14 protein-coding genes are annotated in these 13,089 nt (G+C 69.2%); 10 read left to right on the forward strand and 4 right to left on the reverse strand.

The features are described 5' to 3' along the window. On the forward strand, positions 1–666 hold a 666-nt coding region (locus Apa02nite_RS43435), incomplete at its 5' end, for an RNA-guided endonuclease TnpB family protein (RefSeq protein WP_203830323.1). A gap of 139 nt (positions 667–805) precedes the next feature. Then, on the forward strand, positions 806–1,405 hold the full coding sequence (locus tag Apa02nite_RS43440) for a TetR/AcrR family transcriptional regulator (RefSeq protein WP_203830324.1): 600 nt from the start codon (positions 806–808) through the stop codon (positions 1,403–1,405). 24 nt (positions 1,406–1,429) lie between these two features. On the opposite strand, the gene Apa02nite_RS43445 is transcribed toward Apa02nite_RS43440, so the two are convergent. Beyond that, positions 1,430–1,999: a TetR/AcrR family transcriptional regulator gene (locus Apa02nite_RS43445; RefSeq protein ID WP_203830325.1), complete on the reverse strand. Its 570-nt coding sequence runs from the start codon at positions 1,997–1,999 to the stop codon at positions 1,430–1,432. Between the two features lie 64 nt (positions 2,000–2,063). Between Apa02nite_RS43445 and Apa02nite_RS43450 the strand changes: the two genes are divergently transcribed. The 3 genes from Apa02nite_RS43450 to Apa02nite_RS43460 all read left to right on the forward strand — a co-directional run bounded on the left by Apa02nite_RS43450 (position 2,064) and on the right by Apa02nite_RS43460 (position 4,276). Then, positions 2,064–2,993: an NAD(P)-dependent alcohol dehydrogenase gene (locus Apa02nite_RS43450; protein WP_203830326.1), complete on the forward strand. Its 930-nt coding sequence runs from the start codon at positions 2,064–2,066 to the stop codon at positions 2,991–2,993. Between the two features lie 138 nt (positions 2,994–3,131). Then, a complete protein-coding gene (locus Apa02nite_RS43455; protein WP_203830327.1) occupies positions 3,132–3,617 on the forward strand; it encodes a hypothetical protein in 486 nt (161 codons plus the stop codon). A gap of 476 nt (positions 3,618–4,093) precedes the next feature. Next, complete coding sequence (locus Apa02nite_RS43460) at positions 4,094–4,276, forward strand: LIM domain-containing protein (protein WP_203830328.1); 183 nt, start codon at positions 4,094–4,096, stop codon at positions 4,274–4,276. A gap of 33 nt (positions 4,277–4,309) precedes the next feature. Here the strand turns inward: Apa02nite_RS43460 and Apa02nite_RS43465 are convergent, their stop codons facing one another. Then, positions 4,310–4,480: a hypothetical protein gene (locus tag Apa02nite_RS43465; RefSeq protein ID WP_203830329.1), complete on the reverse strand. Its 171-nt coding sequence runs from the start codon at positions 4,478–4,480 to the stop codon at positions 4,310–4,312. A gap of 74 nt (positions 4,481–4,554) precedes the next feature. Continuing rightward, positions 4,555–4,893, reverse strand: coding sequence for a hypothetical protein (locus tag Apa02nite_RS43470; RefSeq protein WP_203830330.1), 339 nt, complete (start codon positions 4,891–4,893; stop codon positions 4,555–4,557). Positions 4,894–5,940: 1,047 nt separating this feature from the next. Between Apa02nite_RS43470 and Apa02nite_RS43475 the strand changes: the two genes are divergently transcribed. Both Apa02nite_RS43475 and Apa02nite_RS43480 read left to right on the forward strand, forming a co-directional pair. Beyond that, the gene (locus Apa02nite_RS43475) at positions 5,941–6,765 is read left to right on the forward strand and encodes an esterase/lipase family protein (protein WP_203830331.1); all 825 of its coding nucleotides are present in this window, start codon (positions 5,941–5,943) and stop codon (positions 6,763–6,765) included. After that, positions 6,755–9,769: a hypothetical protein gene (locus tag Apa02nite_RS43480; RefSeq protein WP_203830332.1), complete on the forward strand. Its 3,015-nt coding sequence runs from the start codon at positions 6,755–6,757 to the stop codon at positions 9,767–9,769. Before Apa02nite_RS43475 ends, Apa02nite_RS43480 begins: the two co-directional genes overlap by 11 nt. A gap of 78 nt (positions 9,770–9,847) precedes the next feature. Here Apa02nite_RS43480 and Apa02nite_RS43485 read toward each other — a convergent pair whose 3' ends face one another. Then, positions 9,848–10,765, reverse strand: coding sequence for an AraC family transcriptional regulator (locus tag Apa02nite_RS43485; protein ID WP_203830333.1), 918 nt, complete (start codon positions 10,763–10,765; stop codon positions 9,848–9,850). A 73-nt stretch (positions 10,766–10,838) separates the two neighbouring features. Between Apa02nite_RS43485 and Apa02nite_RS43490 the strand changes: the two genes are divergently transcribed. From Apa02nite_RS43490 to Apa02nite_RS43500, 3 genes are all read left to right on the forward strand, one after another. After that, positions 10,839–11,843, forward strand: a complete 1,005-nt coding sequence (locus Apa02nite_RS43490; RefSeq protein ID WP_203830334.1) for an SDR family NAD(P)-dependent oxidoreductase — start codon at positions 10,839–10,841, stop codon at positions 11,841–11,843. Between the two features lie 19 nt (positions 11,844–11,862). After that, positions 11,863–12,306, forward strand: a complete 444-nt coding sequence (locus tag Apa02nite_RS43495) for a DUF6153 family protein (protein ID WP_203830335.1) — start codon at positions 11,863–11,865, stop codon at positions 12,304–12,306. A gap of 86 nt (positions 12,307–12,392) precedes the next feature. Then, positions 12,393–13,067, forward strand: coding sequence for a DUF305 domain-containing protein (locus Apa02nite_RS43500; RefSeq protein ID WP_203830336.1), 675 nt, complete (start codon positions 12,393–12,395; stop codon positions 13,065–13,067). The last annotated feature ends 22 nt before the right edge of the window (positions 13,068–13,089 follow it).

Genomic DNA, 13,089 nt, shown 5'->3' on the forward strand with positions numbered 1-13,089 from the left:
CCCGGGGCGGTCGGTATCGACGCCGGTCTCGGCAGTCTGCTCGCCCTGTCCACCGGGGAGACGGTCACCAACCCGAGGCATGAACGCCGGGACCGGGCAGCCCTGGTCCGTGCCCAGCGGAACCTGGCGCGTAAGGAGAAAGGTTCGGCGAACCGGGCCAAGGCCCGGGTCAAGGTCGCCCGCGTCCATGCCCGGATCGCCGACCGCAGGCGTGATCATCTGCACCAGCTGACGTCTCGGCTCGTTCGTGAGAACCAAACGATCGTGATCGAGGACCTGCCGGTGCGCACCATGCTCAAAAACCACTGTCTGGCCCGGGCTGTCAGCGATGCGGCGTGGCGACAGTTCCGCACCATGCTCGAATACAAAGCCGATTGGCATGGCCGGACTCTGGTGGCGGTCGACCGCTGGTTCCCGAGTTCGAAACTGTGCTCGGCCTGCGGTGTTCTCACCGAGCAGATGCCGTTGGACGTGCGGGAGTGGACCTGCCGATGCGGTGTGGTGCATGACCGGGATCTGAACGCGGCCCGCAACATTCTCGCGGAGGGGCTCTCCGTGATCGCCTGTGGAGGCGGTGTAAGACCTCAACGAGGATCCTCTCGGACGAGGCAGTCGTCAGTGAAGCAGGAACCCCCTGGGGCGACCCAGGGAATCCCCGTCCCTTAGGGCGGGGAGGACTGTCAAGACCTTCTCCCCTGAGCTACGGAACGCGGCGCAATTCTCATTGCGCACTGGTGTGCAGCGTATGTCAATGCACACTGGTGTGCAGTGTGATTCGTTGCACACAGATGTGCAATGATGAGTCGTGCCCGCCGAGTCCTCCCGCCTGCGCTCGATGAACGAGACCCGTGATCGCATCCTCGACGTCGCCCTCGACGTGCTGGGCGACAACCCCGACGCCGGCATGGGCGACATCGCCACCGCCGCCGGCGTCGTCCGCCGCACCGTCTACGGCCACTTCCCGTCGCGCCTGGACCTGATCCGGACCCTCACGGAACGGGCCGTCGCGGAGATGACAGACGTGCTCGCCGAGGTCAACGCCGCCGCCGCAGAAGCGGACGCGACGTGGGTCGCGTTCATCGCCCGCATCTGGCCGGTGACACACCGGTATCGCGTGCTGCTGGCGCTGCGCCGCGGCGAGTACGGCGAGGCGATCCACAGCCTGCTCGGGCCGGTCGATGAACTCCTCGCCGACCTGGTGAGACGCGGCCAGGACAGCAGCCGGTTCGCACGGCACCTGCCAGCCGGGACCCTGAGCCAGGTCGCCTACGGCGCGGTATTCGCCATCGCGACCAGCGACCTGCCGAACGAGAACCCCGACCCCCGCGCAGCGACGATCACCAGCTTGCTGATGCTGGGGGTTCCCGAGACGCGCGCCATCGCTCTCCTGGACGACCAGCCCTGACCTCCGGTCCGGGCAGGCGCCGCGTCAATCACCTTTGAGGCCCAGCAACGCCGACAGGGTGGTCGTGGCGAGTTGTTCCGGCTCCCCGCCCAGGCCGTACCGGTCGTGCGGCTGCTGCAGGTGCAGCACCGCCAGGCCGTGCAGCGTGACCCAGAGCGAGCGGGCGGTGATCTCCGATGAGGCGTGGGTGGCGATCTCCCCGCTGCGCTGGGCCGCGGTGATCGCCCGGAGCAGCGTCTCGAAGGCGGCTCGGCCCGCGACGGACTCCGTCCCACCGGGCCGGCTACGGAACATCGTGACGAACAGCCCCGGATTGTCGTGCGCGAACCGGACGTAGACGCCGCCCAGGCCGGCGAGCCCGCTGGCCTCCTCGAGCCGTTCGGCGAGCGTCACGTAGCCCTCCTCGGCCACCGCGCCCAGTAGTTCGTCGCGGTTGCGGAAATGCCGATAGGGGGCGGCGGTGCTGACCCCGGCGCGCCGGGCGACCTCGTTGAGGCTGAACTGCTCGTGCCCTCGCTCGGCGAGGATCTCCTTGGCCCCGTTGATCAGCGCCTGCCGCAGCGTCCCGTGGTGATAAGTCCCGCGCTCGGCCATGTTGACGACTCTAACATTGCTGCTATGTTAGTGCCGTTCACATCGAACGATCACGGAGGTTTCCATGCAGCAGATGGCGGCGGCACAGTTCCAGCGCTACGGCGGCCCCGAAGTGCTGGAGCTGACGACGGTGCCCCGGCCGTCCGCGGGTCCCGGCGAGGTGCTGGTGAAGGTGGAGGCGGCCGCGGTCAACCACCACGACGCGGTGGTCCGCAGCGGCACCCTGAAAATCGTGACCGGCCGCAGGTTCCCGCTCGGCGTCGGCCTCGACTTCGCCGGGACAGACCTGTCCACGGGTACCCCCGTCTGGGGCATGGTCTCCCCGAAATCGGGTCACGTCACCGGTTCCGCCGCGGAGTACGTCGTGGTGCCGGCTGACCGGGTGGCCCGCATGCCTGCCTCGCTGACGTGGACCGACGCGGCTGCGCTGGTGACGTCGGGCACGACAGCGCTGACTGCCCTGCGTGACGTGACCCGGGTCCGCCCCGGCGACCGGGTACTGATCCGCGGCGCGGCCGGCACCGTCGGGATGGTCGCCGTCCAGCTCGCCGTCGCCCTGGGCGCTCGCGTGGCCGCCTTGGCCGGCGCTCGCGACCTCGACTTCGTGACGTCCCTGGGCGCGCACGAGGTCATCGACTACCGGACGGTGACACCGGCCGATCTCGAGCCCTCGGACGTCATCGTGGACACGACCGGAACGGACCTGCTCGCCTACCGCCGGCGCCTCACGTGCGGCGGGCGCATGGTCACCGTCAACTTCGGCTCGGCGAAAGCGATGACGGCCATCGCCGCCTCGACCGTCTTCGGCGAGCAGCGCGTACGCACGTTCAGCAGCTACCCGGACACCCGGCTCCTCGACGACCTGGCCGGACACGTGGCCACCGGCTCGGTCTGGCCGGTAGTGGACACGATCTTCCCGTTGCACCGCATCACCGACGCTCACCGCGCCCTCACCGAACCCGGTCATCGAGGCAAACTCGTCCTCGTCCCCTGACGCGGGCCTCGCTGCGCCCGCGCCGGCCTGACCCCCGGCTCCGGCCGCTGGTTCGCCGCTCAGGGCCTCGGCTGCCATGTCGGCTCGGCAGACCATCTGCGCACGGCGTTGCTGTCCGGCTTCCGGCCGCAAAAAACAATGGTGTACGGCCACAGCAAGACCGTCGCGGACCGCGATGCCGCGTACGCCTCCGGGGCCGGCCTGGTCCTGGGCACCCTGGCGGAGGTGCAGACGGTCGCCGCCCAGGCCCCGGCCGGCCAGCGGGGGTACCTGCGCGTCGTCCCGTCGACCGCCGGGCGCGGCCACGTCCGGTTCGGACTGCGGCTGGGCTCGAGCACGGCGCTGGCGCACGCGGTCGCCTACACCGACGGCGACTACGGTTTCGCGCTGCCCGCCTTCGCCGCCCGCGTCCACGCGATGACCCGGCTGTCCGCCGAGCGCTACCGGATCCCGCAGCCACCCACCGGTGCTCGGCGTCGCCGACGGCCTGGTCCGCGCCCTGGTCCACCGGGAATCCCTGGCCGGCCGGCTGCAGCACACCGCCTGACTCCGTCGCATGGGGTGGCTGCCCGGTCAGGGCAGCCACCACTTGTTTGTATCGATCACTTCGTCGGGCCTGGTTGAAGATCGTTCTGCGGGTTCACGGTAGATAGTGGTCACCCGCTGGTGTGAAAGATGACCCTTGGTCAAGGTCCATCCATCAGGTGCGGCTGCGGAGGGCACGGCGATCATGGCATGCCTTCGTCCAGCAATGTGACCTGCATTCATATGGTGCCGGCGTGACCGGAGTAGACGCGGCGACCGCCCGGCAAAGGCAGCCGAGACGCGACTTGCCGTGAACGGTTTCGAGATCTCGCGTTCGCCGGTCCCGTGGACCAAAAGTTAGGCTCACCCGCGTGGCATGCACACTATGCGGATTCAGCGGACACAACAGCCGCACCTGCCCGGGCGAGCACCAACCTTGTTCCAACTGTGGCAGGCCCTCAGCCAACATGAACGACTACTCCGAGCGTCATGACAGCGGCTACTGCTCGCCTTTCACCTACCCCGATTGTTGGGGCTGGAACGCTGCGAAGTCGGCGTGAGGGGGCGAGTGAGGAATGACAACGCTCACCTGTGAGGGTTGCAAGGAGCCGATCGAGGACGACGGCAGTCACGCCGACTTCAATGGGGAGGACTGGCACGAAGCCTGCTTCGAGGTCAGCGGCGGGCCGTCGTACTGCTGCGGAATGATCTATGAGGACGGCGAGGACACCTGCCTGAGTTGCGGCGATCCTCTCTAGATCTTTGGGCCCGAGGTTCCTCGGCACGCACGATCAGGCGGTCAGGCCCATCCGGCGCAGGATCATGTGGGCCTGGGTCTCCTGCGCGCCGCCGAGCAGTTGCAGGTCGCTGACCGCCCGGTGCAGCTCACGCGGCGAGGGTGCGGACAGCTGCACGACGGCGTCGATGTCGGCGGCGATCCGCGTGCTCTCAGTGGAAGCCATTCAGCCGGACTGATCAGGATTCACTCTTCTCCGCGCTCGGTCCGGGTCGCATCAGGATTTACGCCGACGCCTTGTCACGCGGACCAGAAGACCTCGACGTGGGAAGGGTCGTCCCGATCGATGACGCACGGGAACTCCGTGGCCCCGGCGCCGATCCGGCCGGCCTCGACGGAGTTCGGTGCGTCGCGGATCGTGGTTTCGTACCCGGCGCCGTCCGACGGCTGCACCCGGAGCTCGAACTCGTAGACCGTTTCGTTGTTGATCACCGAGCCGGTTTCCTGGTGCGACAACACGGCTGCGGTGCAGGCGCGGCCGTCGCGGACCTGCTCATCACTGAGGTGATCGACGCCGATCCGGGCATTGATCAGCCAGAAGGATCCGCCCATGCACCCGAGCGCCCCGATGACACTCATACCGATCGGAATCGTGAGCCGTTTCAACTGCCCCGCACCCGACTGCGACACCGATATCGACCCTTCGCACACCACCCCGGAAAACCGTAGCCTAAACGGTGCCATCAAGCCGGGCCACCACGGACCGGAAGGCCACTATTGCTCTTTACCGCAGCTGAATGAACGACGAGTGTATCGGTCGTGAAAATCGGCATCCTGCCCGATTTATCGGCCGCGATCCGCACGGACGGCGCCGTCGCAGCAGACCTGTCGGCTGACGAGGCAGGCAGACCGTATCGGCTCCTCGCTGATGGATCGAAAGTGCCGCCGGTGGAGTCCACGTGGCGGACGCAAACCGGTCACGCGTTGACCGCTGAGGCGGACCCAGCCGCCGCGCTCCAGGGCGGTCTTGTGCGCCGCGACGAGTGCGCCGATGCCCATGGAGTCGCAGAAGTCCAGGCGGGAACGCGTTCATGCGCCGGGCGGTGTCCGCGACCCGCACGGCGTCCTCGGGAGCATGATGGTCCACGAGCGCCTGCCACATGGCGTCCGGCAAGGCGATGGCCGCGCGTTCGGCGGAGGCCACCTGGTGCAGATAGTCGGCGACAAGATAACCGCCGACGCGGTCGTCATCGTTGTACACCGTCGAGAGGCAGGCCATGTGGCCGGTCGGAGGGACGCAAGCGCTGAGGAGCGCTCGTTCGAACCAGCCGGCCGGGGCGATGGCCATTCCTCTCTGGTGAGGTAGGCCGCAGCGGCCGCTCGTAGCAGGGTCGTGGTCAGCGGGACTCGGGCGCCCGCCCGCTGTGCAACCAGGGCTGCCGTGATGACCGCCTTGCCATAAGGCAGGCTGGCGTTCCTCCGCTGCCGCACGATCTCCGGCCCGGACGCCAAGGCTCCACGGCCGAGACCCAACTCGGGGGTGTCCGGCTCGAGGTGGAGCTTCACCCCGGTACGCCGGTTTTAATGACCTTCCAGGACACACAACTATCTGAGGCTGACAGCGGGCGGGTGGTCTTGCTGCATGTCAAGCTTGCTGGAGCTGCGGAGCTGAGGCGGGAGGGCAGGATGGTTGAGGGAGACCTGGTCCTGATCCACGGGTTCTGGTCGTCGCCCCGTACCTGGGATCGCCTGGTTCGGGTGGCTCGGGCCGACGATGAGTTCGGTGGGGTGGCGATCGACGCGTTCGGGTACGAGTCGCCGATCGGCCGGATGCCGTTCTCGCCGGCCCGGATTCCGGACTATGACGATGTTGCGCACTCGCTCGCCAGCCACCTGGCGCTGCGCGACCCCGGGCGGCCGCTGGTGATCGCGACGCACAGTCAGGGTGGGCTCATTCTTCAGCGTTACCTTGCCTGGATGGCGCACGAGGGCCGGGCCCGCGAGCTGGCGATCATTCGCGCGGTGGTGCTGCTGGCCTGCCCGAACGAGGGCTCCGAATACCTCGGCACGATCCGCCGGGCTCTGGGTTTCGGCCGCCACCCGCAGGCCGGTCAGCTGGAGACCCTGGTCGTGGATGCCACCGACGCCCGACGCACGTTCCTTCAGGCGATCGTCAACGCCACGTCGCTCACCGATCACACCTGCCCGATCCCGGCGTACGTCTACGCCGGACGCACCGACAACGTGGTGACCCGGGCCTCCGCCCAAAGCGTGTTCCCGCGGGTGGGAACGCTGCCGGGTGACCACTTCAGCATTCTTGACCCGGACCTGCCGGGCAGCCTCACCTACCCCACTCTCAAGAGCATCGTGGGCAAGGCGTTCACCGAGGAGCCGGCTGCGGCCAGCCGCCCCGAGCCGTCGCCGCCGCAGTTCGACCTGCGTAACTCCCGCGGCGTCCAGATCGGTGACGGCGGCGTCCAGAACAACCTCTTCCTCGACGATGACACCTGAGGGCTCCGCCCCGTGGAACGCCTCGCACGGCCGCGGGCAGGCGTTCAACATCGGCGACGGTACGCAGGTCCAGATCAACAACTTCATCGGCGGCCCCGCCGGGGTGTCCCGGATCGCCGCGGTGACGTCCGTCGGTGACGTCGGTGGCGCGCTGTTGGCGTCCGCGGCGGACGCATGCCTCCGGATCGACTGGCAGTTGCTGCGCGTTCCACTGACCGGCGGTCACGATCGCACGGCGCACCGAGCCGAGGTCCTGATCGTCGTCGCCGGTGACGGTGCGGTCACCGGTGACGACCTCGCCCGGCTGACGCAGCTCACTGCCTCTGGCGTACCGCGAACGCTGGCCTTCGAAGTCGACGGCGCGACCTGCCTGAGGGGCCTGCCCTTGCCGACCCGCGTCCGGGCGGTGACCGATGGCACCGACCTGCGCCAGGAGATCATCAAGGAGTTGCAGCGGATACCGGCCATGGCCGGCCGCCCGGCGCCGCCGGAAAACCGGTCGGTGGTTTCCGGCCCGCCGGCGTTCCGCGCCTTCCCGCCGTACGTGGGCAGCGCAGATTTCGTCGGGCGCCAGGACGACCTGTGGAAGCTCAGCGCGTGGGCGATGTCGGCCGACCCGGTCATGGTCGTGAAAGCCATCGGCGGGGTCGGCAAGAGTGCCCTGGCCTGGCACTGGTCGACGACCGAGGCGCCCGTGGCGATCCCCGAGCTGGCCGGCCGGTTCTGGTGGAGCTTCTACGACGGGTCGGCGTCGATCCTGCAGTTCCTCAAGGAGTTGTACGCGTACGTAACCGGCGAACCCCGCGCCGAGGCCGACCGGATGGCGCCGGCCGACCTGGCCGGGCGGGTGGTCGAGGCGTTGCGCGAGCAGCCGTACCTGATCGTCCTGGACGGGGTCGAACGGCTGATGAGCGCCTATCACCGGCACGAGCCGGCCCTGGTGCGCGACGAGGACGCGGACGCGTCGCCGCGGACCCTGGTGGAGCCGCTGGCCGAAAGCTTCCTGCGCAGCCTGCTGTCGTTGCGACAGATCCCGTCCGCACCGACCCGCCGGGTCTTCAACGTGCCAGCGAGTGCCGGTCCCGAGGTGGCCGGCCTCCGCCGGGGCCGGACCGGTGCCGTGATCTCCGTGCTCGGCCAACGTCCGGAAACCTCGCTGGAGACGCTTGTCGGCTCCAGGATCCTGATCACCACCCGGCTGATGCCGACGACTCTCTCCCGGTCCGGACATCTGCAGGGTGGCGCGCGTGAGCTCGCGCTGGATGGGCTCAGCCGGCCGGACACCCGGGCCCTGGCCGGGCAGCTGCAGATCTCCGGTAACCCCCGGGAGCTGGGGGATTTCTTCGACCGGCTCGGCAACCATCCGCTGTTGATCGGCATAGTCGCTGCGCTGGTCCGCGACTATCGCCCGGCGCCCGGCGACTTCGACCGGTGGCTGGCCGACCCGAACGCCGGTGGTGCCCTCTCGGCCTCCGCGGTTGACCTGGCCCAGCGGCGGACCCACATCCTCGATGTGGCCATGCGTGACCTCGACACCGACAGCCAGCGGCTGCTCGGCTGGCTGTCGGTGATGGGTGGCGGCGTCGACTGGGAAACGATCGACACGGTCAACCCGTTCGGCACCGGCCCGGAGAGCGCCGATGTGCGCCGCCGCTTGGACGCTGCCCTGCACACTCTCGAAGATCGTGGCCTGCTGTGGTGGGACCGGCTGTCCAATCGGTACGACATGCATCCGATCGTCCGCGGCTTCGTCCAGGACAAGCTCGACCGCTCGGAGCGTTTCCTGGTCCACGAGCAGATCCGTGACCATTTCGAGGCGCTTCCGCCGGACAGTCCGGGCACGGCGACCTCGGTCGAGGATCTCCGCAACACCATCATGATCTATCGAGCACTGCTCGGCACCGAACGCCCGGCCGAGGCCGCCGACGTGTGGAACCGGCAGCTGCGCAACGCACTTGTCCACGACATCGGCGCAGTCAGCACCACCATCGAGCTGCTCGGGCCGCTCGCTCACAGCGGACCGGTCGGTGTGCGCGCCGACCTGGCGATCGCCCTGAATCTGGCGGCCCGGTACGACGAGGCGATCGCCCAGGAGCGCGACCTGCTGGCCGACCTGCTCGCGGAGGGCCGCACTGACGCCGTCGTCGTCAGCCTCGACCGCCTCAGCACGCATTTCGAGGACGACGGCAATCTGGTCGCCGCCGTCCGGTACACCGAACTCAGGGAGGAACTTCTCGCGGTCCACGGCCGGGGAGTGGATCCCGTGGTCTGCCTCGTCCGCGCCCGGCGGGCGATCATCGCGGGGCGCGTCATCCAGGGCGGCGCGTTGCTGGATACGGCTGCCGCCATGGCCCCGCCTACCAACGCGCCGTGGTTCGCGGGGTCGTTGCGCTACTGGCAGCTCTACCTCGCTGCCCTCGACGGCGCTGGCGACGACCTGGTCGAACAGCTCACCGAGGCCTGGGAACGGACCCGCACGTGGCGCCACCGGAGAGACTTGGGACGGTTGTTGTGCGACGTCCTCGAGGCCCGTGGTGATTACGTGGGTGCGCTGGAGCTCGCTCTGAAGGTCGACGAGGTGGAACGTGATGCCGGTGCGGAGACCGTGCCCGCGCGGATCGCCTGCCTGCTCGCCCGCACCGGACGACTGGCCGAGGCCGCCGAGGCGCTTGACGAGGCGATGAGCCGGTACGACCGGCTACCGCCCGCGGCCCGCCCATTGCTCGCGCTGGCCGTGGCGCACCACGAACTGGGCCGCGCGGAGGAGGCCGCCGACCTGGCCACGCAGGCCTACCTCCAGGTCTGGCGGGGCGGCCAGCCGTACCTCCACCACTGGGAGATGCTCAAGGCGGAGCAACTGCTCAAAGAGCTCGACGTCGCACCACCGGCAGCACCGCCGACCGATCCGGACCCGACGGACTCGCTCGCCGAGGCCGTCGCGACCTACATCGTGGAGGAACGCGACCTGGTCCGCTATCCGCTCCGGCGGCGCCAATCCGTCTGACCGCTACAGGCTGACCTACCGCGACCGTGATGCTGATCCAGGGACGTGGCGCGGCGCCGAGTCCCCTGTGAGCCGTGATCAGTTGGCCTCGTCGCGGATGCGGGCGCGGTAGCGCAGGGGTGACTCACCGACCTCGCGTTTGAAGGCGGTGCTGAACGCACTCTCCGACGTGTAACCCAGGTCTGCCGCGATCGCGCCCACCCGCACGTCGCCGTCGCGCAGCGCGCGCTGGGCCAGCAGCATGCGCCAGCCGTTCAGGTAGGTCAGCGGCGGCACGCCGGCCACCGCCCGGAAGCGTTCCGCGAAGGACGTGCGGGACATCGCTGCGGCGTGCGCCAGCTCCTCCAGCTTCCAGACCCGGCCCGGTTCGGCGTGCATGCGGCTGACCGCGGGGCGCAGGCGCGCGTCGGTCAGCACCCGCAACCGTCCCGGCGGCAGGTCCGCCTGCCCCACATATGCCCGGAGCACTTCGAGGACCAGCAGCTGCGTGTACTGCCGGACGGCGAAGCCCGATCCCATCCGCGCGGCGCTCACCTCATCGACGAGCTGGCCGACGATGACGCGCAGCCGGGTGGCCTCCGGGGCGTTCGCGCGGACGTGGCCGACCGGCGGAAGCGCCTGCAGCAGCAAGTCCTCACCGGCCCGGTTGAGCAGCACCCGGCCACCCACGACGAGATCGCCATCCGCGCCGGCGGTCAGCACCCCGGTGGCCAGGTCGGTGATCTCCGGCTCGATCTCCCGCACCGGGCCGTCACCGGAACCGCCCTCGAGCTCGAGCCAGGACCGGTTGTTCAGGATGGCGACGTCACCCTCCTCGAGGTGCACCGGCGCGTTGAGGCCGTCGGCCGACAGCCGCGCGCTCCCGCGCACCATCACCGTGAGCTTCAGCGGGGTCCGGCTGAACGAGCGGGCCACCCACCGCCCGCGCGCCGCGAACGCACCGGTCACCTGCCCCCGCGCCTCAACGACCTCGAACACCTCAGAGAATTCGTCCACACCCGGACTATCGCAAAGAAAAAACGAATTTCAAACCATTCATCGTACGATAAAAAGCTCCTAGCCTTGCCTCATGACCACCGGACAACAGCACCGCATCGACACTCCGTTCACCGCCGCATCGACGGCCGACGAGGTTCTGACCGGCCTCGACCTGACCGGCCGGCACGTCGTCATCACCGGCGGCACCGGCGGCCTCGGCCTGGAGGTCACCCGCGCGCTGAGCAAGGCCGGCGCCTCGATCACCGTCGCCGCCCGCACCACCGGACGCGCCGCCGCCACCCTCGCCGGCATCAACCGCGTCGAGGTCAGCGAACTTGACCTGCTCGACCCGGACTCGATCGACGCCTTCGCGAACCGCTACCTCGCCACCGGCCGCCCGCTGCACATGCTCATCAACAGCGCCGGCAACACCTACGGCAAGCACACCCTGGACGCCCGCGGCTACGAGGCGGGTTTCGCCGCGTTCCACCTCGGCCACTTCCAGCTCACCCTGGCTCTGCACCCGGCGTTGCAGGCCGCGCACGGCGCCCGGATCGTCAACGTCTCCTCCGGCGCGCACCGCACCAGCGACATCCGCTGGGACGACCTGCACTTCGCGCAGGGCTACAACGGCAACCTCGCCTACGGGCAGACCAAGACCGCCGGCGTCCTGTTCGCCGTCGAACTCGACCGGCGCTGGGCAGGCGAGGACATCCGCGCCTTCGCCGTGCACCCCGGCATCTCCATCGCCTCGAGCCTGGCCCACATGGAGCAGGGCACCTTCACCATGCGGCAGTTGCAGGCGATGGGGCTGGTCGACGAGAACGAGCAGCCGATCATCGACCCTGAGCACGAGAAGAAGACCCCGCAGCAGGCCGCCGCGACGATCGTGTTCGGCGCGACCAGCCCGCTGCTCGACGGCATCGGCGGCGTCTACCTGAAGAACAGCAATGTCGCGCCCCTGGACCCGACCCCGTGGGGTCCCACCCCGGTGGGCGAGAAGCCGGTCGTGCTGTCCGACGCCGCACCGCACGCGCTCGACCCCGCGTCGGCGCAGCGGCTCTGGGCACTCAGCGAAAAACTGCTCACCAGATAGCTCCGCTATCGTGGTCGCCGTGACCAGCACAACCGCGGCAACGATCGGGCGTACCGCCCGGACGGTGCTGGTGCTGTGCACCGTGTTCGGGTTGGCGACCATGCACACGCTGGGCCACGCCGGCGTACGCGCCGAGCACCCCGGCACCGCGGCGATGACCACCGTCTCAGCGGCCACGGCCCTGACCGGAGCGTCGTTCGTCGCTGCCCCCGCCGCCGAGACCTGCCCGGACGATCACTGCACCGGCCACCACGACCACGATCAGATGAGCGTGTGGAGCGTGTGCCTGGCCATCCTGGGCGGGCTCACCGTCATCGTGTTGCTGGCGCTGGCATTGCTGGCCGGTGCCCGCCCGGATCTGCGTCCGCGCGGCGCCGGGGCATCACGGCGACCGGCCACCCGCGCACCCCCGATCGCCGGTGCCGGACTCACCCTCGCTTCGACAGCGGTGCTGCGCATATAGGAGCTCGCGTCCCTGGGTCACGGCCATCCGCCGTGTCCCAGGGGAGCTTCCGCACACCCGTAACCTGTCGAAAGGTCAGTTCCGCGATGTTGCGTACCTCCATGCTGTCTTCTCCCACCTGGCGCCGTGGCCTGCTGGCCGGCGCCGCCGTGACCGCCACGCTGGTGCTCTCCGCGTGCGGCGGTGACGACACCGCCGCGGACTCCGGCATGAACCACGGCGGCACGACGCCGGCCACGGCCGCGTCCGCGTCGGCGGCGACGTTCACCGACGCCGACGTCACGTTCGCCGCCATGATGATCCCGCACCACCAGCAGGCCGTGCAGATGGCAGCCCTGGCCGACGGCCGCGCCGGCAGCAGCGAGGTCAAGGACCTCGCCGCCACCATCAAGGCCGCACAGCAGCCCGAGATCGACACCATGAGCCAGTGGCTGACTGCCTGGGGTCATCACCCGATGCCGGCGATGAGCGGCCCCGCGATGCCCGGCATGGACGCCTCGGCGATGCCCGGCATGGACCACGACGCGATGCCCGGCGCCATGTCGCCGACCGACATGGACAAGCTGACCACGGCCAAGGGTGCCGCGTTCGACAAGCAGTTCCTCACCTTGATGATCAGTCACCACGAAGGCGCCATCACCATGGCTCAGCAGGAAGTCGCTCAGGGCACCAGCCCGGAGGCGAAGACCCTCGCACAAAAGATCATCACGAATCAGCAGGCGGAGATCACCGAGATGAACGGCCTGCTCGGCGAGCTCTGATGCCGTCGGCCGCACCGGGGCA

This window comes from Actinoplanes palleronii (assembly GCF_016862315.1).
Lineage (GTDB): Bacteria > Actinomycetota > Actinomycetes > Mycobacteriales > Micromonosporaceae > Actinoplanes > Actinoplanes palleronii.